The 26,256-nt window shown below is 70.0% G+C and carries 24 protein-coding genes and 1 tRNA gene; 17 read left to right on the plus strand and 8 right to left on the minus strand.

The window, feature by feature from the left end; genetic code table 11:
- Positions 1-663, plus strand: coding sequence for a lysozyme family protein (locus tag HNR02_RS13950; RefSeq protein ID WP_312861003.1), 663 nt, complete (start codon positions 1-3; stop codon positions 661-663).
- A gap of 6 nt (positions 664-669) precedes the next feature.
- Here the strand turns inward: HNR02_RS13950 and HNR02_RS13955 are convergent, their stop codons facing one another.
- Positions 670-1,074: a tetratricopeptide repeat protein gene (locus tag HNR02_RS13955; RefSeq protein WP_179773608.1), complete on the minus strand. Its 405-nt coding sequence runs from the start codon at positions 1,072-1,074 to the stop codon at positions 670-672.
- Positions 1,075-1,158: 84 nt separating this feature from the next.
- On the opposite strand from HNR02_RS13955, the gene HNR02_RS13960 reads away from it, so the two are divergent.
- From HNR02_RS13960 to HNR02_RS13990, 7 genes are all read left to right on the plus strand, one after another.
- Entirely contained in the window at positions 1,159-1,608 is a 450-nt protein-coding gene (locus tag HNR02_RS13960; RefSeq protein ID WP_179773609.1) for a VOC family protein, read from the plus strand.
- A gap of 78 nt (positions 1,609-1,686) precedes the next feature.
- The gene (gene eno / locus HNR02_RS13965; protein WP_179773610.1) at positions 1,687-2,973 is read left to right on the plus strand and encodes a phosphopyruvate hydratase; all 1,287 of its coding nucleotides are present in this window, start codon (positions 1,687-1,689) and stop codon (positions 2,971-2,973) included.
- A gap of 9 nt (positions 2,974-2,982) precedes the next feature.
- A complete protein-coding gene (locus HNR02_RS13970; RefSeq protein WP_179773611.1) occupies positions 2,983-3,525 on the plus strand; it encodes an FtsB family cell division protein in 543 nt (180 codons plus the stop codon).
- Positions 3,526-3,552: 27 nt separating this feature from the next.
- Positions 3,553-4,059, plus strand: a complete 507-nt coding sequence (locus tag HNR02_RS13975; protein ID WP_179773612.1) for a DUF501 domain-containing protein — start codon at positions 3,553-3,555, stop codon at positions 4,057-4,059.
- 835 nt (positions 4,060-4,894) lie between these two features.
- The gene (locus tag HNR02_RS13980; RefSeq protein WP_179773613.1) at positions 4,895-6,037 is read left to right on the plus strand and encodes a lytic transglycosylase domain-containing protein; all 1,143 of its coding nucleotides are present in this window, start codon (positions 4,895-4,897) and stop codon (positions 6,035-6,037) included.
- Between the two features lie 9 nt (positions 6,038-6,046).
- Positions 6,047-7,000: a Ppx/GppA phosphatase family protein gene (locus tag HNR02_RS13985; protein WP_179773614.1), complete on the plus strand. Its 954-nt coding sequence runs from the start codon at positions 6,047-6,049 to the stop codon at positions 6,998-7,000.
- A gap of 94 nt (positions 7,001-7,094) precedes the next feature.
- Positions 7,095-8,816: a S8 family serine peptidase gene (locus tag HNR02_RS13990; protein ID WP_446680327.1), complete on the plus strand. Its 1,722-nt coding sequence runs from the start codon at positions 7,095-7,097 to the stop codon at positions 8,814-8,816.
- 183 nt (positions 8,817-8,999) lie between these two features.
- On the opposite strand, the gene HNR02_RS35450 is transcribed toward HNR02_RS13990, so the two are convergent.
- Together HNR02_RS35450 and HNR02_RS14000 are read right to left on the minus strand one after the other, a co-directional pair.
- On the minus strand, positions 9,000-9,401 hold the full coding sequence (locus HNR02_RS35450) for a PASTA domain-containing protein (RefSeq protein ID WP_246338562.1): 402 nt from the start codon (positions 9,399-9,401) through the stop codon (positions 9,000-9,002).
- A gap of 154 nt (positions 9,402-9,555) precedes the next feature.
- Entirely contained in the window at positions 9,556-11,028 is a 1,473-nt protein-coding gene (locus HNR02_RS14000) for a S10 family peptidase (protein ID WP_179773616.1), read from the minus strand.
- On the opposite strand from HNR02_RS14000, the gene HNR02_RS14005 reads away from it, so the two are divergent.
- The 3 genes from HNR02_RS14005 to HNR02_RS14015 all read left to right on the plus strand — a co-directional run bounded on the left by HNR02_RS14005 (position 11,027) and on the right by HNR02_RS14015 (position 13,293).
- Positions 11,027-11,767: a uracil-DNA glycosylase gene (locus tag HNR02_RS14005; protein ID WP_179773617.1), complete on the plus strand. Its 741-nt coding sequence runs from the start codon at positions 11,027-11,029 to the stop codon at positions 11,765-11,767. The two genes, HNR02_RS14000 and HNR02_RS14005, sit on opposite strands and share 2 nt — an antisense overlap.
- A gap of 84 nt (positions 11,768-11,851) precedes the next feature.
- Positions 11,852-13,177 (plus strand): NAD(P)/FAD-dependent oxidoreductase, encoded by a 1,326-nt coding sequence (locus tag HNR02_RS14010; protein ID WP_179773618.1) that lies wholly within the window; start codon positions 11,852-11,854, stop codon positions 13,175-13,177.
- A gap of 42 nt (positions 13,178-13,219) precedes the next feature.
- A tRNA-Leu gene (locus HNR02_RS14015) sits at positions 13,220-13,293 on the plus strand.
- Positions 13,294-13,754: 461 nt separating this feature from the next.
- Here the strand turns inward: HNR02_RS14015 and HNR02_RS14020 are convergent.
- The 4 genes from HNR02_RS14020 to adh all read right to left on the minus strand — a co-directional run bounded on the left by HNR02_RS14020 (position 13,755) and on the right by adh (position 18,679).
- Positions 13,755-14,693 carry an NADP-dependent oxidoreductase gene (locus tag HNR02_RS14020; protein WP_179773619.1) on the minus strand — a complete coding sequence of 313 codons (939 nt, stop codon included), beginning with the start codon at positions 14,691-14,693 and terminating at the stop codon, positions 13,755-13,757.
- Between the two features lie 219 nt (positions 14,694-14,912).
- Positions 14,913-16,772 carry a propionyl-CoA synthetase gene (locus HNR02_RS14025; RefSeq protein WP_179773620.1) on the minus strand — a complete coding sequence of 620 codons (1,860 nt, stop codon included), beginning with the start codon at positions 16,770-16,772 and terminating at the stop codon, positions 14,913-14,915.
- A 10-nt stretch (positions 16,773-16,782) separates the two neighbouring features.
- Positions 16,783-17,151 (minus strand): DUF779 domain-containing protein, encoded by a 369-nt coding sequence (locus tag HNR02_RS14030; RefSeq protein ID WP_179773621.1) that lies wholly within the window; start codon positions 17,149-17,151, stop codon positions 16,783-16,785.
- A 4-nt stretch (positions 17,152-17,155) separates the two neighbouring features.
- A complete protein-coding gene (gene adh, locus HNR02_RS14035) occupies positions 17,156-18,679 on the minus strand; it encodes an aldehyde dehydrogenase (protein WP_179773622.1) in 1,524 nt (507 codons plus the stop codon).
- 160 nt (positions 18,680-18,839) lie between these two features.
- Between adh and HNR02_RS14040 the strand changes: the two genes are divergently transcribed.
- Complete coding sequence (locus tag HNR02_RS14040; protein WP_179773623.1) at positions 18,840-20,333, plus strand: helix-turn-helix domain-containing protein; 1,494 nt, start codon at positions 18,840-18,842, stop codon at positions 20,331-20,333.
- Here the strand turns inward: HNR02_RS14040 and HNR02_RS14045 are convergent.
- Positions 20,330-21,202 carry an MIP/aquaporin family protein gene (locus HNR02_RS14045; RefSeq protein WP_179773624.1) on the minus strand — a complete coding sequence of 291 codons (873 nt, stop codon included), beginning with the start codon at positions 21,200-21,202 and terminating at the stop codon, positions 20,330-20,332. The two genes, HNR02_RS14040 and HNR02_RS14045, sit on opposite strands and share 4 nt — an antisense overlap.
- A 165-nt stretch (positions 21,203-21,367) precedes the next feature.
- Here HNR02_RS14045 and HNR02_RS14050 point away from each other — a divergent pair, with 165 nt between their 5' ends.
- Genes HNR02_RS14050 through HNR02_RS14070 form a run of 5 tightly spaced genes read left to right on the plus strand, consistent with a single transcriptional unit; the run spans position 21,368 to position 26,253 of the window.
- Entirely contained in the window at positions 21,368-21,814 is a 447-nt protein-coding gene (locus tag HNR02_RS14050) for a diol dehydratase small subunit (RefSeq protein WP_312861004.1), read from the plus strand.
- Entirely contained in the window at positions 21,811-23,499 is a 1,689-nt protein-coding gene (locus HNR02_RS14055; RefSeq protein WP_179773625.1) for a propanediol/glycerol family dehydratase large subunit, read from the plus strand. The genes HNR02_RS14050 and HNR02_RS14055 overlap by 4 nt, the downstream gene beginning before the upstream one ends.
- Before the next feature lie 11 nt (positions 23,500-23,510).
- Positions 23,511-24,101, plus strand: a complete 591-nt coding sequence (locus tag HNR02_RS14060) for a propanediol/glycerol family dehydratase medium subunit (RefSeq protein WP_179773626.1) — start codon at positions 23,511-23,513, stop codon at positions 24,099-24,101.
- Positions 24,102-24,106: 5 nt separating this feature from the next.
- Positions 24,107-25,942 carry a diol dehydratase reactivase subunit alpha gene (locus HNR02_RS14065; RefSeq protein WP_179773627.1) on the plus strand — a complete coding sequence of 612 codons (1,836 nt, stop codon included), beginning with the start codon at positions 24,107-24,109 and terminating at the stop codon, positions 25,940-25,942.
- Positions 25,942-26,253 (plus strand): glycerol dehydratase reactivase beta/small subunit family protein, encoded by a 312-nt coding sequence (locus HNR02_RS14070; protein ID WP_179773628.1) that lies wholly within the window; start codon positions 25,942-25,944, stop codon positions 26,251-26,253. The genes HNR02_RS14065 and HNR02_RS14070 overlap by 1 nt, the downstream gene beginning before the upstream one ends.
- Positions 26,254-26,256: the final 3 nt, after the last annotated feature.

A 26,256-nucleotide genomic window follows, 5' to 3' on the forward strand; every position in this document is an offset into this window, starting at 1 on the left:
GTGGCAGAACCCACTCGACCGGGTGAGGTGCGGGTCCGGCGGCTTCCTCTGCGGCTCCTCCTCGGAGCGGCGGTGGTCGGCACCGGGCTCGTGTTGATCCTGACCATCGGCGTGACGCGTCCCGACGAGGTGTCATCGGCCCCGGACGTGCCCGCCGCGCCGACCGGGGCCCCGCCCGCGGGCGCCACGGCTCCCGTGCCCGCCCGGCTCGCGCCCGAGGACCGGCCGAGGGAGTCGGACCTGGCCGAGCTGGACTCGTGGTCGAACGAGGTCGCCTCCGCCACGAAGGTGCCCGCCCGCCTGCTCGCCGGTTACGGCCGCGCGGAGATGTGGATGCGCGGGGAGTGGCCGGGATGCCACCTGTCGTGGGCGACGCTCGCCGCGATCGGTCAGGCGGAGGCCGTGGGCACCGGCCCGCTGCCGGTGACCGAGGAAACCTGGAAGAAGTGGTCGGCGCGCGCCAGCGGCGACGGCAAGCAGCCCGTTCCCACCGACATCGACGACGCCGCGCTGACGACGGCCCGCGCCCTCTGCTCCACGGGCGCCGACCTGGCCACGGCGCAGGGCTGGTGGGCCGCTGTCCTCGGAGCGCCGTCACTGGCCCCGGACGCCCAGATGATCATCACCACCGCGAACGGGTTCGCCACGGCCGTCCCGCGCTAGCCGGCGTCAGCCCTCCTGCAGGCGCACCCGCGCGTTCACCTCGGACAACGCGTCCTGGTACTCCGGCACCGGGTTCATCGCCCAGGCCATGCGCAGTTGTCCCAGAGCTTCGACCAGCCGTCCCAACCTCTGGAGCGTGCGGCCGAGCACGAAGCGGGCGTAGTGGTCGGACGGATCGAGTTCGAGCACCCGCGTGAGCGCCTGCTCGGCGCGGTTGAGCTGGGCGGAGTGGAAGTAGGCGCGCCCGGCCAGCAGCTGGACGCTCGGCTTGTCTCCTTCGGCTTCCAGCACGGGCTGCAGCGCCTTGAGCGCGTCCAACGGACGACGCCTCTGGACGAGATCTTCTGCCTCGCGGAACGCGTGGAGCGGGTGCCGGCCTGCTGTTCCCCACGGGGTCTCTGAGTCATCCATCTTCTGATCGACGTTACCCCCGGGAAGCCCGTTTCGGCAGGGGCGATCGGGGTGGCTCGGGGCGGCATGATGCACTAACCGGTCATGAGCGAAGAACCGCGCTATCTCGGCCTCTCGCCCTACCTGTACTACACGGACGCGACGGAGGCGCTGGACTGGCTGGTCCGCGTGTTCGGCTTCACCGAGAAGGTCCGCTACGTGGACGCCTCCGGCCTGGTGTTCCAGGCGGTGGTCGCGGCCGGTGACGCCGAGATCCTGCTGGCCGGGGTGGGGGCCGACTACTGGGAGGCCAAGGGCGTGGACCGTCCGGTCGGGCAGCTCAACGTGGTGTACGTGCCCGACGCCGACGCGCAGCACGAGCGGGTCTGCGCGGCGCTGGGCGAAGGCTGCGACGTGCCCGAACCGCAGGACCAGCCCTACGGGGCCCGCGTGTTCACGGTCCTCGACATCGGTGGCAACAGCTGGACGTTCTGGCAGCAGATCTCCGACACCGCCGAACTGCCTTCGGGCTGGCAGGAGGTCAGGGCCCAGTGACGCGTGCCTCCACCGGGTGAACCGCCACGGCAGCTACGCTGGTCGCGTCTTCGCAGGGCGAACCGATGAGGAGCAGTTGTGGCGGTCATTGAGCAGGTAGGCGCACGCGAGATCCTTGATTCGCGTGGCAACCCGACCGTTGAGGTGGAGGTGGCTCTCGACGACGGCACGCTGGCCAGGGCCGCCGTTCCGTCGGGCGCGTCCACCGGCGAGCACGAAGCCGTCGAGCTGCGCGACGGGGACCCCAAGCGCTACAACGGCAAGGGTGTCGAGCGCGCGGTGGCCGCGGTGCTCGACGAGATCGGCCCCGAGCTGGCCGGTGTGGACGCGGTGGACCAGCGGATCGTCGACCAGAAGCTGGTCGACCTCGACGGCACCCCGGACAAGTCCCGTCTCGGCGCGAACGCGCTGCTGGGTGTGTCGCTCGCCGTCGCGAAGGCCGCCGCCGAGTCGGCCGAGCTGGAGCTGTTCCGCTACCTGGGCGGCCCGAACGCGCACGTGCTGCCGGTGCCGATGCTCAACATCCTCAACGGTGGCGCGCACGCCGACACCGACGTGGACATCCAGGAGTTCATGATCGCCCCGATCGGGGCCGATTCGTTCCGCGAGGGGCTGCGGTGGGGTTCCGAGGTCTACCACTCGCTCAAGTCCGTGCTGAAGGGTCGCGGCCTGGGCACCGGCCTCGGTGACGAGGGCGGGTTCGCGCCGAACCTGTCCAGCAACCGCGAGGCGCTGGACCTGATCACCACGGCCATCGAGAAGGCCGGGTACGTGCCGGGCCGCGACGTGGCGCTGGCGCTGGACGCCGCCGCCACCGAGTTCTTCTCCGCCGGGGCCTACACCTTCGAGGGCAGCAAGCGCACGGCCGAGCAGATGAGCGCCTACTACCGGGAACTGGTGGAGGCGTACCCGCTGGTGTCGATCGAGGACCCGCTGTCCGAGGACGACTGGGACGGCTGGATCACGCTGACCAGGGACCTCGGCGACCGCGTCCAGCTGGTGGGCGACGACCTGTTCGTCACCAACCCGGACCGTCTCGAGGACGGCATCAACCGCGGCGCGGCGAACGCCCTGCTGGTGAAGGTGAACCAGATCGGCACGCTGTCGGAGACGCTCGACGCGATCGCGCTGGCCACCTCCAGCGGCTACAAATCGATGATGAGCCACCGCTCCGGCGAGACCGAGGACACCACGATCGCCGACCTCGCCGTCGCCACCGGTGTCGGCCAGATCAAGTCCGGTGCCCCGGCCCGCAGCGAGCGCGTCGCGAAGTACAACCAGCTGCTGCGCATCGAGGAGGCGCTCGGTGACGCCGCCCGCTACGCCGGTGAGCTGGCGTTCCCGCGCTTCTCGACGGAGAGCTGACCGGCGTAGATGACGCAACGCGGATCACAGCGCGCGCGGCGCCCCCGTCGCACGGAGGGCTCGCCGGCCCGTCGTGCGGAGGGGGCGCCGGCGCGCCGTCCGCAGCTGGCCCGGCGGGTGGCCGCCGGGAAGCCGGGCCTGCGCCGGAACCCGGGCAAGCCGGGCGCCGGTGCGGCGCGGGTGCTCGGCATGTCCACCACGCGGCGGGCGGCGGTGCTGGCCATCGTCGTGTGCGCGCTGGCGTTCACGGTCGCCGTGCCGTTGCGCACCTACCTTTCGCAGCGGGCCGAGGTCGCCGAGCAGGAGCAGCGCCAGGCCCAGTTGCAGCACGACGTGGCGTTGCTGGAGCAGCGCAAGGCCGCGGTGTCCGATCCGGCGCAGGTCGAGGCGGAGGCACGTCGGCGTCTGCGGTACGTCATGCCCGGTGAGACGCCCTACATCGTGCAGCTCCCGGAGGACGCGCCGCAGCCCCAGCAGCCCGCCCAGCCCGACCCGGTGCGGTCCGGGGAGTCGGCCTGGTACCAGCAGTTGTGGAGCACCGTCGGCGGCTGATGTCGCGGCACTTGCGACAATGGGCGGGTGAGCACGACGGACCTCCCTTCGTTCGACCCGGTCACCGAAGCCGACCGGCTGGTGATTTCCGAGCAGCTGGGCCGCCCGGCGCGGGCACTGCGCGCGGTGGCGGCTCGTTGTCCGAGCGGGCACCCGTCGGTCGTGCAGACCAATCCTCGTCTGGAGAACGGCACCCCGTTCCCGACCCTGTACTACTTGACCTGCCCTCGGCTGACATCGTTGGTGGGGCGGCTCGAGGCGTCGGGGATTATGAAGGAGATGACCGAGCGCCTCGCGGTGGACGAGGAGCTGGCCGCGGCCTACCAGCGGGCACACGAGTCGTACCTGGCCCAGCGGGACGCACTGGAACCGCTCGGACACCAGGTCACCGCGGGCGGCATGCCGGGGCGCGTCAAATGCCTCCACGTGCACCTCGCCCACACCCTCGCGGTCGGCCGGGGTGTCAATCCGTTCGGTGACGAAACCCTGGACCTCCTGCAGACGGACTGGCCCTCCGGCGACTGCGCCTCCTGAGCCGGTTCGCGGGTTTTCGCTTCTTTCGGTGCTTCGTACTTTCGGTGCTTGGGCTTGTTGGCGCCTGGATGTGTCGGGGCTCGGATGTGTCGGTGCTCTCGGCACTCGGCCCTTGCGGGCAGTCTTCGGCCGGGCTTTTGGTGCCTGTTCCACCGGACACGGTCACGCTCGTGGTTCGCGGGTCGTGGGTCGCGAGTCGCGGGTCGTCAGTCGTGAGTCGTCAGTCGTGAGCCGTCAGTCGTGAGCCGTCAGTCGTGGGCCGCGGTTCGCGACGAGAGCCGTTCGCGTGCGATTGAGACGAGAGCCGTTCGCGCGCGATTGAACGGTCCTTTCAAGCGCCGACGGCAGTGATTCTCGTGCTCGCACGAAGTGCCTACTCGCGCCTGCACAGGGGCCCGTTGGTGCTCGCGCGAGGTGTCCGTTCGTGTGGGCGGCGGGCGTGAGGTGCCCGCTCGTGCTCGCGCGAGGTGCCCGTTCGCGCCGCCACGAAAAGTCCCACTCGCTCGGGCACACGAAAGTCCCACTCGCTCGCGCGCACACGAAACTCCCACTCGCGCACGCGCCATGAGCCCTCCTGAGCTTGCCCCCACAGCTCGGACACCTGCTGTCCACCGGCCGCACGAACGGCCCAACCGTCAGCCGCCGAAAGTCCCGTTCGTGGGCCGAAAATCCGCACCCGCACACACATCCGCCTCGAAGAACCACGAAACTTCCGGCTAACACTTTCCCCGCCGCGCCGCGATACCAGAGCGCGTAACACGGGCTTCACATCCGCGGGTTCAGCATCGGAACGTGTCGCCCACAGGGGAGGGATGAGGATGTGCGCCGGAGTCGCGTGAAGGCCGCTCGCCGCAAGGCACGAAGAATCGGCCTGGCCCACAGGACCACGCTCGCCGCGATGGGCGGCGTTCTCGCCGTGATCCCGGCCGCTCTGGCGAGCGGTGGCACGGAAACCTGGTCCGCGGCCACCCCGGTCGACAACACCCTCGACATCGGACCGATCCAGGGCGTGCCACCGGAGATCCTCCGGCTCAGCGTCAACGGCGAGTTGCCGCAACCACCCGAGCCGGTGCCAGCCGAGGAACTGCCCAGCGGCCCGCTCGGCATCCCCGGCACCGCGCTGAAGGCCTACCGGAACGCGGCCGACCTCATGGCGATCGAGCAGCCGGCCTGCCACATCGACTGGGCGCTGATCGCCAGCATCGGCCGCATCGAGTCCAACCATGCGCGCGGCGGCTACGTCGACGCGAACGGCACCACACGCGAACCGATCCTGGGCCCACAACTCAACGGTGTCGGCCCGGTGGCGGCGATCCCGGACACCGACGGCGGCCGCTGGGACCGCGACACGGTGTGGGACCGCGCGGTCGGCCCCACCCAGTTCATCCCGACGACCTGGAACTTCTACGGCGCCGACGGCAACCACGACGGCGTCGCCGACCCGAACAACATCTACGATTCCACCCTGGCCACCGCGCGGTACCTGTGCTCCGGCGGACTCGACCTCGCCGACCCGGCCCAGCTGCGCGCCGCGATCTATCGCTACAACAACTCCGACGCCTATGTCGAGACGGTGATCCGCTGGGCCGACGCCTACCGCAGCGGTGTGGCCGTGCTCTCCGACAGCGAGGTGCCCGTCGGGGCGCCCAGCGCCACCGCCGTGCCGACCCCGCCCGCCGTCATCGCGCCGCCGTCGATCGTCGCGCTGCCACCGACACCCACCAGTCCCGCGCCGACGACGTCTGCGAGCCGCACTGACATCGGCACCACCACGACCACGGGCGGCACCACCACGACGACACCCCCGACCACGACGACCACCGCACCAACGGACACCTCGCCGACGTGCGAAAGCACCACTTCGCCGACCCCGACAACGCCGACCACGCCCACGTCGGAGACACCGTCGCCGTGTGACCCGTCCGAGACGAGCGGCACGTCCCCGACCACGGAGCCGACGACCGGCCCGACCCCGTAGGGTGGGTGCATGCCCCGTGTTGCCGCGATCGACTGTGGAACGAACTCGATCCGTCTGCTGGTCGCCGAGCTGACCGAGCGTCACGACGGCACCTTCGACCTGCGCGACCTGCACCGCGAGATGCGGGTCGTGCGGCTCGGACAGGGAGTGGACGCCACCGGGCGGCTCGCTCCCGAGGCGTTGCAACGCACCCGCGACGCGCTCAAGGACTACACGATCGCCGCGCGGCGCAAGGGCGCGGAAAAGGTCCGCATGGTCGCCACATCGGCCACCCGCGACGCGAGCAACCGCGCCGACTTCTTCGCCATGACCCGCGAGGTGCTGGGCGTCGAAGCCGAGGTGATCTCCGGTGACGAGGAGGCCCGGCTGTCGTTCACCGGCGCGGTCGGCGAGCAGGACCCGGACGACGGCCCGTTCCTGGTCGTCGACGTCGGCGGCGGTTCGACGGAGCTGGTGCTCGGCGAATGGGACGGCAAACGCGCCTCGGTCACCGCGGCGAAGTCCGTGGACATCGGCTGCGTGCGGATCACCGAACGGTCGCTGAAGTCGGACCCGCCCACGTCGAACGAGATCGTGGCGGCCCGCGAGTTCGCGACCGACGTGCTGGCCGGGGCGTTCGACGTGGTCGACGTGTCGAAGGCACGCACGTGGATCGGCGTGGCGGGCACGGTCACCACTCTTTCGGCGGTGTCGCAGGAGCTGCCCGAATACGACTCGGAGCAGACGCACCTGTCCCGCCTCTCCCCGGCGGACATCACGCGCGTGTCCGGCCACCTGCTGGAGGCCGACCACGAGGCGCGCGCCGCGAACCCGGTGATCCACCCCGGCCGCGTGGACGTCATCGGCGGTGGCGGGCTGATCGTGCAGATCCTCGCCGAGGAGATCGGCAGGCGGGGCGGGCCGTCCGAACTGGTCGTCAGCGAGCACGACATCCTCGACGGCATCGCCCTGTCGCTCGCCTGAGCGCCGTCCACACCCGACGAAGGTAGGGTTTTCGTACCGGATGGCCGGTTCCGGCGGGTAGGTTCCTCTTCACCCTGTGGTGAGGAGGAGTTCCTTGAGAAGAACCAGGTTGCTCATCGCGGCGCTCGCGGTTCCGCTGATCAGCGGGACCGTAACCCTGCCCAGCGCGGGTGCGCAGCCCGTCACGGTGTCCGGCCCGGCCACGGAGTTCACCGTGCTGGCCGCCGGTGAGCAGGGCGTCGCCGCAGCCGAAGACGCCATCCGCGAGGCCGGCGGGACCGTGGTGCGCACCAACACCGCGGTCGGCCTGATCACGGCGAGCGCCCCCGCGAACGGTTTCGCACAGCGGGTGTCGGCGGACGACGCGGTGTACGGGGCGGCGAAGGCGACCGCGATCGGCTCGGCACCGACGGGCAAAGTGACCCCGAAGCGGCCGGACGTGGAGAAGGAATCCCGCCAGGCGCCGCGCAGCAGCGACAAGAAGACCGGCACCACCGGCACCGACCCGCTGGACGACCAGCTGTGGGGCCTGAAATCGGTCCGCTCGGACATGGCACGCGCCGTGCAGCCGGGCGACAAGCGCGTCAAGGTCGGCATCATCGACACCGGGGTGGACGGTTCGCACCCCGACATCGCCCCCAACTTCGACCGGGCCGCATCCCGCAACTTCACCCGCGACATCCCGAACGATCCGACGGGCGCCGTCGTGGACGGGCCGTGTGAGTTCCGCGGCTGCGTCGACCCCGCGGACCACGACGACAACGGTCACGGCACGCACGTCGCCGGCACGATCGCCGCGGCCGCCGACGGGTTCGGCATCTCCGGCGTCGCGCCCAACGTGTCGATCGTGAACCTGCGCGCGGGCCAGGACTACGGCCTGTTCTTCCTCCAGCCGGTCGTCGACGCCCTCACCTACGCCGGTGACGCGGGGATCGACGTGGTCAACATGTCGTTCTACGTGGACCCGTGGCTGTACAACTGCGCGTCCAACCCGGCCGACACACCCGAACAGCAGCTGGAGCAGCGCACGATCACCGAGGCGATGACGCGGGCGATGAACTACGCGCACCGCAAGGGCGTCACCGAGGTCGCGGCACTGGGCAACCAGCACACCGACCTGGGCGCGCCGCAACCCGACGAGACGAGCCCCGACTACCCGGCGTCGTCGGCGCACCCCCGGACGATCGAAAACTCGAGCTGCCTTTCGTTGCCGGTCGAGGGTCCGCACACCATCGGTGTGTCGGCGTTCGGCCCGTCCGGCGCGAAAGCCGACTACTCGAACTACGGTCCGGAGCAGATCTCGGTGTCCGCGCCCGGCGGTTTCTACCGGGACGGTTTCGGGACGGACTGGTACCGCACCAACGAAAACCAGATCCTGTCGGCGTACCCGCAGAACGTGGGCGTCGCGGAAGGCATGATCGACGCGGACGGCAACGTCACCCCCGAGGGCGCCGAGCTGGGCGTGCAGAAGGCGGTGACGAAGGACGGCCGCGCAGCGTACTACCAGTTCCTGCAGGGCACGTCGATGGCCACCCCGCACGCGACGGGCGTGGCGGCGTTGATCGTGTCCGAGTACGGGAAGAACAGCCGCGGCGGGATCACGATGAACCCGGACGCCGTGCAGCGGGTCATCGAGGGTACGGCCGCCGAGATGGCCTGCCCGGTTCCCGCGACGGTCGATTACCTGGACGAGGGGCGGGACGAGTCGTTCACCGCTACCTGCGAGGGATCGCCGTCGTTCAACGGGTTTTATGGGAACGGTGGCGTGGATGCTTATGCGGCGGTGACTCGCGGGCGGGGGTACGTGCGCGCGTGAGGGGCCCGCGCCTCAGGTGGTGAACCGCTGGGCGCGTGGTGGCTGGGCGCGTTGGTGGCCGGTAGGTGGTTGCGTTGGGTGCGACCGCCCCCGCCCCTCCTCGCGGAAGGGGCTTGGGATGAGGGGCAGGGGGAGGTCTGGAGCGGTCGTGGTGGGGCGGGCTGGGGCGCGAGGCGGCTGTGGTCAGCTGTCGGTGTACTTGATCGCTGTCAGGGTGATCGTCGTGTCTGCCGGGACCTTGGTGCCCGCTGGGGGTTCCTGTCCGGTTTGGACCCAGTTGCTGTCGACGACCAGCATCCGGCCGAGGCCCTTTCCGTCGACCTCGCGCAGGTGGTACAGGCCGGCTGCCTGCATGGTGTCCTGCGCTTCCTGATGGTTCATCCCGGACACGTCCGGCACCGTGATCAGCTCCGCCGAAGCGGAAGCCGAAGCCGACGTACCGGGTGCTGACGAGCTGGGTGCGGGTGCGCTGCTCTCGGTCTGCCCGCCGGGTGTGGTGGGGCTCGCGCCGCATCCCGCGACGAGAGTGAGGAGTGCGAGTCCGCTCGCCCATCCCGTGGTGTGCCTGATCAGGTCGGTTCGCAACAGTTGCCTCCTGGCGTCGGATCTTCGCGGACCATGTCGGCTGCCGGGACAACGGTGTTTCGCCGGGGCGGGCACCGTTCTCGATCCGTTATCGCCACAAGAGGGGACCGTGGGGCCACCGCCGAGCCGGGGTGGCCCCACGAATCCGCACGAACTACCGGTTCGAGCCGTTCGCCACGAAAGCCGCCAGGTCCTTCGACTGTTGCACCCGCGAGGGCTCATGCACGTACATCATGTGCCCGGCGGGGTAGTACGCCGATTCGATGTTGGACCGCAGGTCGTCCGGGATCTGCAGGTGCGCCAGCACGTGCTCGGCCGCGTAGTAGGGCGTCGCGCCGTCGTAGTAGCCCAGCGCGACGTGCACCTTCAAATGGGGATTGCCGCGCATCGCCGCGCTCAGCGCCTCCACAGCGGACACCGCGCGGCCCTCGAACTCCGAATAGGACCAGTTCCGCACCACATCCATGGACAGGACCTCGTACGGCAGATCGTTCTCGTACCCCAGCTCGGACCGTACATAGTGGTTGAAACCGGCCGAATAGGCGCCGATGATGCGAGACACGGAGGCGTCGTCGCTCATCAGTTCGCGTCCGCCGTCCGGCTCCCACGTGGTGAAGCGCCCGTCCATCCGGCCCGTCGTCAGGCCGCGCTCACGCAACAACTCGGTGAAGAACCGCACGTGCTCGATCCGCAGGTTGACCCGGTCCACATAGGACTCGTCGAGGCCGGTCAGCGACGCCAGCTTCGCGACCGCCGTTGCCTTCTCCTCGGCGGTCAACCGTGAACCGCGCGACAGCGCCCACGGCAGCTCGCGCGCGGCGAACTCCTCGGCCTCGGCCAGCACGTCCGGCAGCTTCCGCTTGCCGTGCTTGCCGTGGTAGTGCGCGATCGCCGCGTACGTCGGCACGAACAGCGGGTACGGCTGGTCGTTGCCCTCGGTGAAGCGGATCGTGCCGAAGTCCAGCACGCTGGAGATCAGCATCAGGCCGTTGAGGTAGAACCCGTGCCGCTCCTGCAGGTGCCCGGCCAGCGCGGCCGCACGCAGCGTGCCGTACGACTCGCCTGCCAGGTACTTCGGCGACAGCCACCGGCCGTTGCGCGACGTCCACAGCCGGATCACCTCGGCGACGGACTCCACGTCCGCGGTGAAGCCGTGGTAGTCCTTGGTGCTCTCGCCCTTCTTCGGCCGCGAGTACCCGGTGGACACCGGGTCGATGAACACCAGGTCGCTGTGCACGAGCAGCGTCTCGGGGTTGTCGACCACGCGGTAGGGCGGCGGCTCGGGCGAGTCGACGTCGCCGGACACCACCCGGCGCGGGCCGAGCACGCCCATGTGCAGCCACACGCTCGCCGATCCGGGACCGCCGTTGAAGGCGAACGTCACCGGACGCGAACCCGGCTCCGCGCCGTCCAGCGTGTAGGAGGTGACGAACACCTCGGCCTTGGCGGTGTGGCCGTCGAACTTGCCGTCGGTGTGCACCTCCTTGCGCAGCACCATCCGCCCGGTCTGGGCGGTGTAGTCCAGCTTGCGCCGCTTCACGGTGAGCGTGTGCTGGGTGGTGACCAGGTCGTCGGTCGGTTCCGGCGCGGCCTCGGTCTGCTTCTCCTCATCGGGGGTTTCCGGCATGCTCGCCAACCTATCGGGTACCACTGACAAAATGCCGCGACGAAACCTCCGGACACTGGCCGAACTGGACAGCGCCGTGCCCGGATGCCACCGTTGTCCGCGTCTCGTGGCGTGGCGTGAGGAGGTCGCCGCCACCAAACGGGCCGCTTTCGCCGACTGGACGTACTGGGGCAAGCCCGTGCCCGGCTTCGGCCCGGCGAACGCGTCGCTGGCCATCGTCGGGCTGGCGCCCGCCGCCCACGGCGCGAACCGCACCGGCCGGATGTTCACCGGTGACCGTTCCGGCGACTTCCTCTACCAGGCGCTTTACGACATCGGACTGGCATCGCAGCCGCACGCGACGCACATCGGCGACGGGCTCGAACTCCACGGTGTCCGCATCACGTCCCCGGTCAAGTGCGCGCCGCCCGCGAACAAACCGCTGCCCTCGGAGCGGGACAACTGCAGGCCGTGGCTGGTGCGGGAGTTCGAACTGTTACTTCCGACACTCCGCTCGGTCGTCGTGCTCGGCCAGTTCGGGTGGCAGGCGCTACTGCCGGTGCTCGCCCAGACGTGGCCGGTGCCGAAACCCGCGCCGAAGTTCGGCCACGGCGCTCACTTCGTCCTGCCCGGAGCCCCCGAACTTCACCTTTTCGGGTCATTCCACGTCTCGCAGCAAAATACTTTCACCGGACGCCTCACCCCCGCCATGCTGCGCGACGTGCTGAGCCGCGCGGCCGGGGTGGCGGGGCTCCTCTGAATCGTTTCGTTCTGGTACGCGACCCTGGTCACAGGTGAGGAGGGTCTGCGAGCGCCCAGCCCGGGGCAGTGGGAAGATGGATGCATGGCCGTAGCGAAGTCGGAACCGACTCGGATCCTCATCCTGGGTGGCGGGTACGTCGGGCTCTACACCGCGTTGGGACTCCAGAAGAAGCTCCGCGCCAATGAAGCCTCCGTGACGATCGTCGATCCTCAGCCGCACATGACCTACCAGCCGTTCCTGCCGGAAGCGGCGGCTGGGGCCATCGAACCGCGCCACGTCGTGGTGCCGCTGCGGCGGGTGCTCAAGCGTTGCCACGTGCTCACGGCGCGGGTGAACAAGATCGAGCACGATCGCAAGACCGTCACGGTCGAAGCCGCCGACGGGCACATCGAGCAGCTGAACTACGACGTGCTCGTGGTCGCGCTCGGCGCCGTCGCCCGGCTGCTGCCGATCCCCGGCCTTGCCGAGGAAGGCATCGGCATCAAGACCATCGGCGAGGCCATCTACCTGCGCAACCACGTGCTGACCAAGCTCGACGAGGCGGCCAGCACGCTCGACCCGGAGCTGCGCAAGCGCTTGCTCACGTTCACCGTCGTCGGCGGCGGGTTCGCCGGCATCGAGGCGCTGGCCGAGCTCGAGGACATGACCCGGTTCGCGACGCGCTACTACGAGAACATCCAGCCCGACGACATCCGCTGGGTGCTCGTCGAGGCCGCCGGCCGGATCCTGCCCGAGGTGCGCGAGACCCTCGGCGTGTGGACGGTCGAGCAGCTGGAGCGCCGCGGCATCGAGGTGTTCCTGTCGACCGCGGCGAAGTCGTTCGAGAACGGGCACATCGTGCTCTCCGACGGCACCGAGTTCGACAGCGACACGATCATCTGGACCGCCGGTGTGAAGGCCAACCCGGTGCTGGCCAACTCGGACCTGCCGATCGACAAGCGCGGCCGCGTCGAGGCGACGGCCGCCCTGCAGGTCGTCGGCCACCCGGACGTGTGGACGGCGGGCGATAACGCCGCCGTCCCGGACCTGTCCCGCACCGAGTCCGACCCGACGGCCACCTGCCCGCCGAACGCGCAGCACGCGGTCCGCCAGGCGCGCCACCTGTCGAAGAACATCATCAAGGTGCTGCGCGGCGGCCAGCCGACGGACTACTTCCACAAGAACCTCGGTGCCGTGGCCGGGCTGGGCCTGCACAAGGGTGTCGCGGACGCGCTCAAGTTGAAGATCAAGGGCTTCCCGGCCTGGATCTTCCACCGCGCCTACCACCTCAAGGCGATGCCCACGTTCAACCGCAAGGCCCGCATCCTGCTCGACTGGACCCTCGGCGGCCTGTTCCGCCGCGAGGTCGTGTCGCTCGGGCAGATCAACAACCCGAAGGAAGAGTTCGCGCGGGCTTCGAAGTCCTGACCTTCGCTGGGACGGCGGGCACCGTTCGCCTAGGCTGACGGTGCCCCCGTAGCCCAACCGGCAGAGGCAGTCGACTTAAAATCGATTCAGTGCGGGTTCGAGTCCCGTCGGGGGCACTGGTGCGCAGTTCCGGGGAAAAACGCGCAGGTCAGGTCGCCTGCTCCCGCAGGTCCGTGCGCGGATTCGCGCTCTTCCCGCCGAGATGTTGCCCCTGCTCGCCGAAGCGGTGAGCGTCCTGGAGCTGACCCGTGGAACGGTCGGCCGTACAACGAGGCCGATCCGGACGGCTGGATGCGGCAGTTCGATTTCGCTGATGACCGTGGCTTCGTCACCTACCTGGTCTTCGACGATCAGGACCCGGGTCGACCTGCTGAACGTGACCTGGTTCGGGTAGTGGACGGCCCAGATCGTGATCGCGGTGTCGCGTGCGTCCGGTCATTCCGGCCGGTAGGGGCGTTGAGCTCGCTCGGGGCCGCACCGGGTCGGTAGGCGCGGCTTCCGGTCATGGAGGCCATGGCGATGCGGTTCGGCAGGCGCGCGTCGCCCAGGTCGGACGAGGTCGTCATCGTCGGGGTGATCAGGCTGGGGTGAGGACGGTTTTGCCCGCGAGGCGGCCGGACGCGGCTTCGTCGTGGACGGCGGGGAGGTCGGCGAGTGGGCGGTGGTCGGCGATGTCGATGTGCAGTTCGCCGTGGTCGACGCGGGTGACGAGTTCGGCGAGCTGGCCGGGTTTGCTGAGCACGAACACGCGTGCCGTGCGGATGCCGCGTCCGGGGTTGTCCGGTGGCGGAGTGGTGGTCGAGACGAGTGCGCCGCCGTCGGTGACGAGGTCGGCGAGTGCGGCGGTTTCCTCGGGAGTGGTGGTGACGAGGTTGACCACGACGTCGAAGGGGGCGCCCTCGGCGGTGAGGGGACTGGCCGTGTGGTCGAGGTGGCCGATGACGCGGTCGGCGCCGTGGCGATGAAGCCGCTCGGTGTGGCGCGGGCTTGCGGTGCCGGTGACGTGGGCCCCGGCCTGGTGAGCGAGTTGGACGGCGTAGCCGCCGACCGCGCCCCCGGCTCCATTGATCAGGACGGTCTGCCCGGTGCGCAGGTCGGCGTGCTCGAACAGCGCCTGCCAGGCGGTCAGCCCGCCCACCGGCAATGCGGCGGCGTCGGCCAGTTCGACGGTGCGCGGCGCGGGGGCCAGGACCTCGGCGGGTGCGAGCACGTAGTCGGCGGCGGCGCCGTCGGCGTTCATCGGCAGAAACGCCACCACGGTGTCGCCGACCTGCCGGCCCTCGACCCCGGCGCCGAGTTCGGCGACCGTTCCCGCGACGTCGATGCCCGGCGTGTGCGGGAACTCCACCGGGAACACCTCCCGCAGGGCACCGGCGCGGATACCGATGTCGACCGGGTTGAACGTGGTGCCCGCGACCTGGACCAGCACCTGCCCCGCGCCGGGCACCGGCCGCTCGGCCTCCTCGTGCACCAGCACGTCACTGCCGCCGTAGCTGTGGTACCGCACAGCCTTCATGACCGCCTCCTCGAAACTGTTTCGATGTCGAAGTGACTCCACGCTAGCTCACTTCGAACTCGAAGCAAATCGTCCGCGCGGTGAAGTGGGTCACTTATGTTTCGAACTCGAACCAACTCGAGGGGGAGGGCCCGGCCGACGGAGACGTGCTCCGTTGGCCGGGCGGAGTGTCGACGAGGGTCAGGAGTGCGGTGCGTGAGCGCAGGTGCTGGCGCGGACCTACCCGGACAGCGCCGCCCGCAGGGACTCCAGCACCGACGGGTCCTCGATCGTCGACGGGGTCGCTTCCGCGCGGCCCTCGGCGATGGCGCGCATCGATTTGCGGAGGATCTTGCCCGAGCGGGTCTTCGGCAGGGCGTCCACGACCGTGACCTGCCGGAACGCCGCCACAGCGCCGATGTCGCGGCGCACGGCGGCAATCAGGTCGTCCTCCAGGCCGTCGGCGGAGGCGCCCGACTTCAACACCACGAAACCCCGCGGCAGCTGGCCCTTCAAACCATCACGCACACCGATCACCGCGCATTCGGCCACCGCCGGGTGCGCGGCCAGCACCGCTTCCATCGCCCCCGTCGACAACCGGTGGCCCGCCACGTTGATCACGTCGTCGGTGCGGCCCATGACGAACAGGTAGCCGTCCTCGTCGAGGAAACCGCCGTCGCCGGTCAGGTAGTAGCCGTCGAAGCGGGAGAGGTAGGAGGCCACGTAACGGTCGTCGTCGTTCCACAGGCCCAGCAGGGTGCCGGGTGGGAGGGGCAGCTTGAGGCAGATCGCGCCCTCCTCGCCCCGCGCCACGGGCGTGCCCGACTCCGCCAGGATCCGCACGTCATACCCCGGCATCGGCACGCTCGGCGAGCCGGGCTTGAGCGCCAGGGGCTCCAGGCCACGGGGACTGGCCGCGACCGCCCAGCCCGTTTCGGTCTGCCACCAGTGGTCCACCACCGGCACGCCCAGCGAAGACGAAGCCCAGTGGTACGTCTCCGGGTCCAGACGCTCCCCGGCCAGGAACAACGTCCGCAGCGAAGGCATGTCCCGGAGCAACGTGCCCGACGGATCGACCTTCTTGATCGCCCGCATCGCCGTCGGAGCGGTGAACAGTGCCTTCACGCCGTGCTCCGAAATCACCCGCCAGAACGCCCCGGCATCGGGCGTGCCCACCGGTTTGCCTTCGTACAGCACGGTTGTCGCACCCACCAGCAAAGGTGCGTACACGATGTAGGAATGTCCGACCACCCATCCGACATCGGAGGCCGTCCACCACACGTCACCCGGCCCGATGTCGTAGATGTTCGTCATCGACCACGCCAGCGCGACCGCGTGGCCGCCGTTGTCGCGCACCACGCCCTTCGGCCTGCCCGTCGTGCCGGAGGTGTAGAGCACGTACAACGGATCGGTCGCCGCAACCTCCACACAGGACACCGGGGAGGCTCCGGCCATCAACGAGTCCCAGTCGTGGTCGCCAGGTCCCAGCGAAGCCCGCAGCTCGTCCCGCTGGAACACCACAACGGAAGGCGACTCGCCGGACAGGGAAATCGCCTCGTCCACAATGGGCTTGTAGGCGATGACCCGCGTCGGCTCGATGCCGCACGAGCCGCACACCACGACCTTCGGCTTGGCGTCGGCGATGCGTGCCGCGAGCTCCTTCGGCGCGAAACCGCCGAACACCACCGAATGCACCGCACCCAGCCGCGCGCACGCCAGCATCGCGACCACCGCCTGCGGCACCATCGGCAGGTAGATCACCACCCGGTCACCCCGGCCCACGCCGAGGCCGCGCAGCGCGCCCGCGAACCGGGACACCTCGTCCAGCAACTCGGCGTAGGTGTAGCGGGCGGACGACCCGGTGACCGGCGAGTCGTGGACCAGCGCGAGCCGGTCACCGTGCCCGGCCGCCACGTGCCGGTCCAACGCGTTGTAGCAGGTGTTCAGCCTGCCGTCGGGGAACCACCGGTACCAGGGCGGGCGCTCGGCGTCCAGCGCGCGCGACGGCTCGCGCGACCAGCTGACGGCCGAAGCCGCGGAGAGCCAGAACCCCTCCGGATCGCGCAGACTCTCCTCGTAGACGCCGGCGTACCCGCCCATTCCCGTCCTCTCAGTCCAGTTCGGACAACTCATCGTCGGTCAGCAGACGTGACCGGATCAGAAACCGCACGCCCTCCGGTGCCTCCAGCGAGAAACCGCTTCCCCGGCCGGGCACCACGTCGATCGTCAGGTGCGTGTGCTTCCAGTACTCGAACTGCGCGGCCGACATCCACACCGCAACCGGGTCCGGCACCTCGGCGACCGTGAGATCGCCGAGGTGCACATCGGACGCGCCGGTGCGGAACTCGCCCGCCGGGTAACACATGGGCGCACTGCCATCGCAGCATCCACCGGACTGGTGGAACATCAGTGGCCCATGTGTCCCCGCCAGCCGCCGCAGCAGGGCGGCGGCGTCCTCGGTGAGATCCACCCGGCCCATGGCTTTAGAAGAAGCCCTGGGCGTTGGGCGAGTAGGACACCAGCAGGTTCTTGGTCTGCTGGTAGTGGTCGAGCATCATCTTGTGGTTTTCGCGGCCGATACCGGACTGCTTGTAACCACCGAACGCCGCGTGCGCCGGGTAGGCGTGGTAGCAGTTCGTCCACACGCGACCGGCCTGGATGTCGCGGCCGGCGCGGAACGCGGTGTTTCCGTCACGTGACCACACACCGGCGCCCAGCCCGTACAGGGTGTCGTTGGCGGTCTTGATCGCGTCGTCGTAGTCGTCGAACTTCGCGACCGACACGACCGGGCCGAAGATCTCCTCCTGGAAGATCCGCATCTTGTTGTCCCCGGCGAACACGGTCGGCTTGATGTAGTAGCCGCCGGACAGTTCGCCGCCGAGGTCGGCCTTCTCGCCACCGGTGAGGACCTTCGCGCCCTCCTGCCTGCCGATGTCGATGTAGGACAGGATCTTCTCGAACTGGTCGTTGGACGCCTGCGCGCCGATCATCGTGTCCGTGTCCAGCGGGTGACCCTGCTTGATCTTCTCGACCCGCGCCACACCGTCGGACATGAACTGGTCGTAGATGGACGACTGCACCAGCGCCCGTGACGGGCAGGTGCACACCTCGCCCTGGTTGAGGGCGAACATCGCGAAGCCCTCCTGCGCCTTGTCGTAGAAGGCGTCGTTGGCGGAGGCGACATCGGCGAAGAAGATGTTCGGGCTCTTGCCACCCAGCTCCAGCGTGACCGGGATGATGTTCTCGCTGGCGTACTGCATGATCAGCCGCCCGGTGGTGGTCTCACCGGTGAACGCGACCTTGCGGATGTCGCGGTGCTGCGCCAGCGGCTTGCCCGCCTCGACACCGAACCCGTTGACGATGTTCAGCACACCGGCGGGCAGCAGGTCCGCGATCAGGCCGAGCAGCACGTGGATCGAGGCCGGGGTCTGCTCGGCGGGCTTGAGGACCACGCAGTTCCCGGCCGCCAGCGCGGGCGCGAGCTTCCAGGTGGCCATCAGGATCGGGAAGTTCCACGGGATGATCTGGCCGACCACGCCGAGCGGTTCGTGGAAGTGGTAGGCCACGGTGTCCGCGTCGAGCTGCGAAATACCGCCCTCCTGGCCGCGGATGGCGCCGGCGAAGTAGCGGAAGTGGTCGATGGCCAGCGGGATGTCGGCGGCCAGTGTCTCGCGCACCGGCTTGCCGTTCTCCCACGACTCGGCGACCGCGAGCTTTTCGAGGTTGGCCTCCATCCGGTCGGCGATCTTGTTGAGGATCACGGCGCGCTCGGCGGGGGAGGTGCGGCCCCACGCGGCGGCGGCACCGGTGGCGGCGGCGACGGCGCGGTCGACGTCGTCGGCGGTGCCGCGGGCGATCTCGGTGAAGGTCTTGCCCGTCACCGGCGTCGGGTTCTCGAAGTACTCGCCCTTGGCCGGCGGGACGTACTCGCCGCCGATGAAGTGGTCATAGCGCGGTTCGAACGCGACGACGCTGCCGGTTTCGCCCGGCGCGGCGTACTTCGTCATGTGCCTGCCTCCTGGTCGACTCTGCGGTGCGTACGTCTTCGGCGCACCGCGCGCCAAAGCTAAGGCGGGTGACGTTGCAGCGCCGTTGCAACGGTTGCCGAACGCGGGTGCGGCCCGGCATGCTGCGGGGACCGATCCGCCGACGCCGCCGGAGTGCTCCATGGACACCGAGACGCTGAACACCACCCAGACGGCGCTGAACCTGGCGCCGGACCCGCTCGTGCAGTTCGATGTGCTGCAACGGGTTCACGAAGCAACGCTGAGCGGTTCTCGGTCGCCGCTGTCACCCCGTCCGGTGATTTCCGAATCCTGGGAACGGTCACTGGCGGCGCACATCGACCCGGATGACTTCCGGCCGCCGATCGTCTACCAACCGGACGAGGTCGCCGAGGTCCGCTCCGCCCACCCGTTGCACGCCGTTCTGCCGCCGCTGCGGGAGCTGCTGGTCAGCATCGCCGACGAGTCCCGGCACGTCATGATCGTCACCGACGCCGAGGGCATCATCCTGTGGCGCGAGGGGCCGGCGAACCTGTGCAGCCAAGCCGACCCGGTCGGGTTGTGCGAGGGCACCGGCTGGTCCGAACGAGCGATCGGGACCAACGCGATGGGCACCGCGCTCGCGGTGGACGCGCCGGTGCAGATCTACTCGGCCGAGCACCTGGTGCGCACCTACCACGGGTGGTCGTGCGCGGCGGCCCCGATCCACGATCCGGACACCGGTGAGCTGCTCGGCGCCATCGACGTCAGCGGCCTGCTCGACGCGCTGCACCCGGCGATGTTTTCGCTGGTCAACGCCACCGCGCAGCTTGCCGAGAACCACCTGCGGCGGCGCATGGAGTGGCTGGACGAGCAGCTGCTGACCAAGAACATGCCGCACCTCGCGCGCCTGCGCGGTGAGCCGGGCGCCCTCCTCACGCCCACCGGGCGGGTCATCGCCGCCGACCGGTTGAGCCGCTGGCCACGCCGGATCGCGGTGGACGCCGAGCGGGTGCTGCTCGACGACGGCAGGGAAGCCCAGGTCGAGCCGTTGGCGGAGGGGTACCTGCTGCGGGTTCCGGAGACCCGGGCATCGCGGCGGCCGACGCTGGAGCTGTCGTTCCTCGGCGACAACCCGGCCGCGGTGATCAACGGGCGCAAACTGCCGCTCACCCTGCGCCGCGCCGAGATCCTGGCGCTGCTCGCCCTGCACCCGTCCGGGTTGACCGCCGAACAACTGGCCTTCCAGCTCTACGGTGACGACGGCAACCCGACGACGGTGCGTGCCGAGATCCACCGGTTGCGTGGTCAGCTCGGCGGGCAGGCGATGCGCGCCAAGCCGTACCAGCTGTGCGCCGAGGTCGAGGCCGATTTCCTGACCGTGCGCGACGCGCTCAACGCCGGGGACGCGGCCGCGGCGGTCGCGGCGTGCCCGGCGCCGCTGCTGAGCCGGTCCGACGCCCCGGCCATCCGCGCCGAGCGGGAACAGCTGGTCGTGGCCGTGCGCACCGCGGTGCTCGGGCATCCCGACCTGGACGTGCTGTGGCAGTTCGCGCAGAGCGGGACCGGCCGGGACGACGTCGAGGTGTTCGAACGGCTCACACGTGAGCTGCCGGCCAGCGACCCCAGGCAGGCCGTCGCCACGGCCCGCCTGGACTGGCTGCTCGGCGAGGACTAAGACGTGGTGAACTTCTCCTCCGCGACCTGGCGTGCGTGCAGCACGTCGCCGATGAAGAAGTCGTACAGCAGGGCGCCGAGGACACCGCCGACGAGCGGCCCGACGATCGGCACCCACAGGTAGCTGCTCATCGCCGTGTCGCCCCAGCCGGCGAAGAACGCGAACAGCCGCGGCCCGAAGTCACGCGCCGGGTTGATCGCGTAACCGGCGTTGGCGCCGTAGGACAGGCCGATCGCCGCCACGGTGAACCCGATCAGCAGCGGGCCGGTCTTCGGCGACATCGCCTTGCTGCGTGCGTCGATCAGCGCCAGCACCACGGCGAGCAGCACCGCGGTGCCCACGACCTGGTCGAGCAGCGGCCCGAACCAGCCGGAGAAGTACGGCGCCGGAACGGTGGCGAAGATCGAGAAGGTGGTCTCGCCCTTGGATTCTCCCGCCGCGGCTTCGAAGGCGCTGATCGCCGGGTGGTAAACGGCGTACACGAGTGCGGCCCCTGCGAACGCGCCGGCCAGCTGCGCACCCCAGTAGCCGGGCACCTTGCGCCACGGGAAGCGGCGGCGCACGGCCATCGCCAGCGTGACGGCCGGGTTCAGGTGCGCACCGCTGACCCCGCCCGCCACGTACACCGCGAACGCCACGGCGAACGCCCAGCCCCAGACGATCAGCAACCAGTCGCCGGAGCCCTGGAAGATCGTGGTGGCGCCGGCGGTGCGGCCGGAGCCGGGCAGGCCCGCGACGGCCATCGCGACGCACGCGTCGCCGAGCGCGATGAGCAGGAACGTGCCGAAGAACTCGGCGAGCAGATCGCCGCGCCTACCGGTCAGCCGGTTCAGGGCGGTCGGGCGGCGCAGGGGTGCCACGTCGGTCACTGGGTCCTCCTTGACGCAGTCGGTTGCCGCCCAGATTGCGAAGCCGTGGGTTGCACCGACGTTGCGCCGCTGCCGGGAACGGGGAACTCGCGCGCCGGAACGTGGGACTCGCGGGGGGCGTGGGTGCAACGTCGATGCAACGTGACCGTGCTTACGGTCCGGCCCGTGACTACTCCGAGCCAGGTGGACCTCGACCCGGGCCGGGACTACCCGCTCGCGGCGCGGCGCCCCGAACTGCTGAAAACCCCGACCGGCAAACGCCTCGACGACCTCACCATGGAGGCCGTCCTGGCTGGTGACGTCGCCGCCGAGGACCTGCGCATCGCGCCGGAAACCCTGCGGCTGCAGGCGCAGATCGCGGACCGCATGGGCCGTCCGCAGCTCGCGCAGAACTTCCGCCGCGCGGCGGAGCTGACCGCGTTGCCCGACGAGCTGGTCCTGTCGTTCTACAACGCGCTGCGGCCGCGCGCCTCCACCAAGCAGCAGCTGACCGCGATCGCCGACGAGCTGGAGTCGAAGTACTCCGCCACGCTGTGCGCGGCGCTCGTCCGCGAGGCGGCCGACGTCTACGAGCGGCGCGACATCCTCGCGCCCGGAAAGGGCACGCGATGACGGCAGCGAAGCAGTCGAAGCGGACCGAGGCACTGGAGCAGCGGCCGGTCAACCTGGACGGGTTCGTCGAGGAGTGGCCCGAGGTCGGCATGGTCGCGATGGACAGCCCCTTCGACCCGGAACCGTCGGTGCGGGTCTCCGACGGCGTGATCGTCGAGATGGACGGCAAGCCGCGGGCCGAGTTCGACTTCCTCGACCAGTTCATCGCCGACCACGCCATCGACGTCGCCGTCACCGAGCAGGCGATGGCCCTTCCCGCCGTCGACATCGCGCACCTGCTGATCGATCCGCGCGCGACCAGGGCCGATGTGCTCGGGGTGTCGCGCGGGCTCACACCGGCGAAGCTGCTCGAAGTCGTCAAGACCATGAACGTGGTCGAGATGATGATGGCGCTGCAGAAGATGCGTGCCCGGCGGACCCCGGCGAACCAGGCCCACGCGACCAGCGCGCGGGACAACCCGGTGCAGGTCGCGGCCGACGCGGCGGAGGCGTCGCTGCGCGGGTTCCGCGAGCTGGAGACCACGCTCGGTGTCGTGCGGTACGCGCCGCTGGTGGCGATCGCGCTGCAGGTCGGCGCCCAGGCGGGCACGCCGGGCGTGCTCACCCAGTGCGCGCTGGAAGAAGCGACCGAACTCGAACTGGGCATGCGCGGGATCACCGCCTACGCCGAGACCATCTCGGTGTACGGCACCGAGCCGGTGTTCTGCGACGGTGACGACACTCCCTGGTCCAAGGCGTTCCTCGCCTCCGCCTACGCCTCGCGCGGCATCAAAATGCGGTTCACCTCCGGCACCGGGTCCGAGGTGCAGATGGGCAACGCCGAGGGCAAGTCCATGCTGTACCTGGAGATCCGCTGCATCCTGGTGACCAAGGGCGCCGGGGTGCAGGGCCTGCAGAACGGCTCGATCAGCTGCATCGGCGTGCCCGGCGCGGTGCCGGCCGGAATCCGCGCGGTGCTCGCGGAAAACCTGATCGCCAGCACCGTCGACCTGGAGTGCGCATCCGGCAACGACCAGTCGTTCTCGCACTCCGACATGCGCCGCGTCGCGCGGTTGCTGCCACAGCTGTTGCCCGGCACCGACTTCGTCTGCTCGGGTTACTCCTCGACGCCGAACTACGACAACATGTTCGCCGGTTCCAATGTGGACGCCGAGGATTACGACGACTGGAACGTCCTCCAGCGTGACCTTCAGGTCGACGGCGGTCTGCGGCACGTGCCCGAGGCGCAGATCCTCGCCGCGCGCAACCGGGCGGCTCGTGCGCTGCAGGGTGTGTTCGCCTACCTCGACCTGCCGCCGATCTCCGACAAGGAGGTCGAGGCGGTCACCTACGCGCACGGCAGCAAGGACCTGCCGCTGCGGGACGTGCTGGAGGACCTCAAGGCGGCGCAGTCCGTGATGGACCGCGGCGTGACCGGTCTGGACATCGTCAAGGGACTGGACGCGGCCGGGTTCGGGGACATGGCGCAGACGTTGCTGGCCGTGCTGCGGCAGCGGGTGTCCGGGGACCTGCTGCACACGTCGGCGATCCTGACGCCCGAGCTGGAAACCCTGTCCGCGGTCAACGACACCAACGACTACGCCGGACCGGGCAGCGGCTACCGGCCCTCCGGGGCCCGCTGGGAAGAGATGAAGCGGCTCCGGCACGTCGTCAGCGCCCAGAATCCCGAGCAGGAAGTCGGCTGAGGAGAGCGAGCATGAACGACACCAGTGTGGGCAGCCGCCGTACGCTCGCCCTGACCGAGCGCGGTGAGGCCGGGCCGGGTACCCGCAGCGACGAGGTGGTCATCGGGATCTCGCCCGCGTTCGGCGATTTCTTCACCAAGACCATTGTGGACATCCCGCACGCCGAGGTGCTGCGCGAGCTGCTCGCCGGTATCGAGGAGCAGGGTGTGCACGCCCGGGTCATCCGGTTCCGCGGCGGCGCGGACCTCGCGGTGATCGCGCACGCCGCGGCGAAGCTGTCCGGTTCGGGTATCGCGATCGGCGTGCTGTCGCGTGGCACCACGATGATCCACCAGAAGGACCTCGTGCGGCTGTCCAATCTGGAGCTGTTTCCGCAGGCGCCGCTGATGGACCTGGAGACCTTCCGCAAGGTCGGTCGCAACGCCGCCCGCTACGCCAAGGGTGAGTCGCCGGAGCCGGTGCCCGCGCGCAACGACTTCATGGCCCGCCCGCGCTGGCAGGCCAAGGCGGCGCTGCTGCACATCAAGGAGACCGAGTTCGTCGTACCCGGGGCCGCTCCGGTGGAGCTGGACGCGCGCATCCGGCTGGCCGACGCGGGCTGATCGCGATGGCGCTGGTAGCGGGCGTCGACATCGGGAACTCGACCACGGAGGCATGCGTCGCCGAGATCGGTCCCGGTGGGCGGGTCGAGTACCTGTCCGGCGCCCTCACCCCGACGTCCGGGGTGAAGGGCACCGCCGACAACGTGCCCGGGGTCGTGGAGGTCGTGCGGCGCGCGCTCAAGGAGGCCGGGCGCGGCGTGCGGGACCTGAGCGCGGTGCTGGTCAACGAGGCGACCCCGGTGATCAGCGGGCTGGCGATGGAGACGATCACCGAGACGATCGTGACCGAGTCGACGATGATCGGGCACAACCCGGACACCCCCGGTGGCGCCGGGCTCGGTGCCGGGACGACCGTCGCGTTCGGATCGTTGACGGAATGCGGGCCGGGTGACGAGGTGATCTGCGTCGTCGGGTCCGGTGTGGACTTCGAGGACGCCGCGGACGGGATCAACGCGGCGCTCGCGCGGGGCGTCGAGGTCACCGGGGCGATCGTGCACGCCGACGACGCGACGTTGATCACGAACCGGCTCACGAAACCGATTCCGGTGGTCGACGAGGTGACCCTGGTGGAAAAGGTTCCGCTCGGCATGGCGGCCGCCGTCGAGGTGGCCGAGCCGGGGCGGACGATCCGGACGTTGTCCAACTCCTACGGCATCGCCACCGTGTTCGGCCTCGACGCCGAGCAGACCCGGATGATCGCACCGGTCGCGCGGGCGCTGGTCGGCAACCGCTCGGCGGTCGTGGTGCGCACGCCCAGTGGCGACGTGACCGACCGGCGGATCCCGGCTGGCAGTCTCACCCTGGTGGGGGAGCACAACAAACGGTCCGTGGGGATCGAGGCCGGAGCAGGCGAGATCATGGCGGCGTTGCGGCGGGTCCGCCCGCTGACCGACGCGTCGGGTGAGGCGGGCACGCATGTCGGTGGCATGCTGGCACGGGTCCGCGACACGATGTCGGAGCTGACCGGGACCTCGGCGGAGGCGGTGCGGATCCAGGACGTGCTGGCCGTGGACACGTTCGTACCGCAGGAGGTGACCGGTGCGCTGGCCGGGGAGTTCGCGCTGGAGAACGCGGTCGCGCTGGCCGCGATGGTGCGGACCAGCCGCGGGCCGATGCGCCTGCTGGCCGAGCGGTTGCGCGAGGCGCTCGGCGTCGAGGTGCTGATCGGCGGGGTCGAGGCGGACATGGCGGTGCTGGGTGCGCTGACCACGCCGGGCACCGGGCGGCCGGTCGCGATCCTCGACCTCGGCGGCGGGTCGACCGACGCGGCCGTGGCCGGTGACGGTGCGGTGCGGTCGGTCCACCTGGCCGGGGCCGGTGACCTGGTGACGAAGCTGATCGACTCCGAACTCGGGCTGGACAACCGCGAGCTGGCCGAGGACATCAAGAAGTACCCGCTGGCCAAGGCCGAGAGCTTTTTCCACGTGCGGATGGAGGACGGCACCGCGCGGTTCTTCGACCAGCCGCTGCCCGCGGAGGCGTTCGCGCGGGTCGTCGTGCTGTCCGACGACGGGATGCGCCCGGTGCCGACGCGGCACAACCTGGAGAAGATCCGGCAGGTGCGGCGCGCGGCGAAGCACAAGGTGTTCGTGGTGAACGCGTTGCGGGCGCTGGAGCAGGTGGCGCCGGGCGGGAACCTGCGGCAGATCGGGTTCGTCGTGGTGCTCGGCGGGTCCGCTTTGGACTTCGAGATCCCGGATCTGATCGCGGAAGCCGTGGCGGGCATGGGCATCGTGTGCGGCACGGGGAACGTGCGCGGCACCGAGGGGCCGCGCAACGCGGTGGCGACCGGTCTGGTCGCGAGCCATGCGCTGGACCTGTCGCTGGAAAGTGCGGGCTGATGCAGGGGCCCGCCGTGGTGGTGCGCTGTCGCGACGCCTCGTCGCCCTGGCTGCGGGAGATCCTGGCCGGGATGGAGGAGGAGGGTGTGCCGGTGCTGGTCGAAGAAGTGTCCGAAGGGGACGGTGTGGCGCTGGCGTTCGCCGCGGCCCGGTTGTCCTCTTTGGATGTCGGCGTGGGGGTGGCGGACGAGGTGTGCGTCCACCACGCCAAACGTCCGGCCGGTTCGCCCGCGCTGACCGGGCCGCTCGCGCGGGCGCGGGTGCTCGGGCAGAACGCGGCGCGGCTGGTCGTCGGAATTCCGCTCAAGTGAAGG

This window comes from Amycolatopsis endophytica (assembly GCF_013410405.1).
Taxonomy (GTDB): Bacteria; Actinomycetota; Actinomycetes; order Mycobacteriales; family Pseudonocardiaceae; genus Amycolatopsis_E; species Amycolatopsis_E endophytica.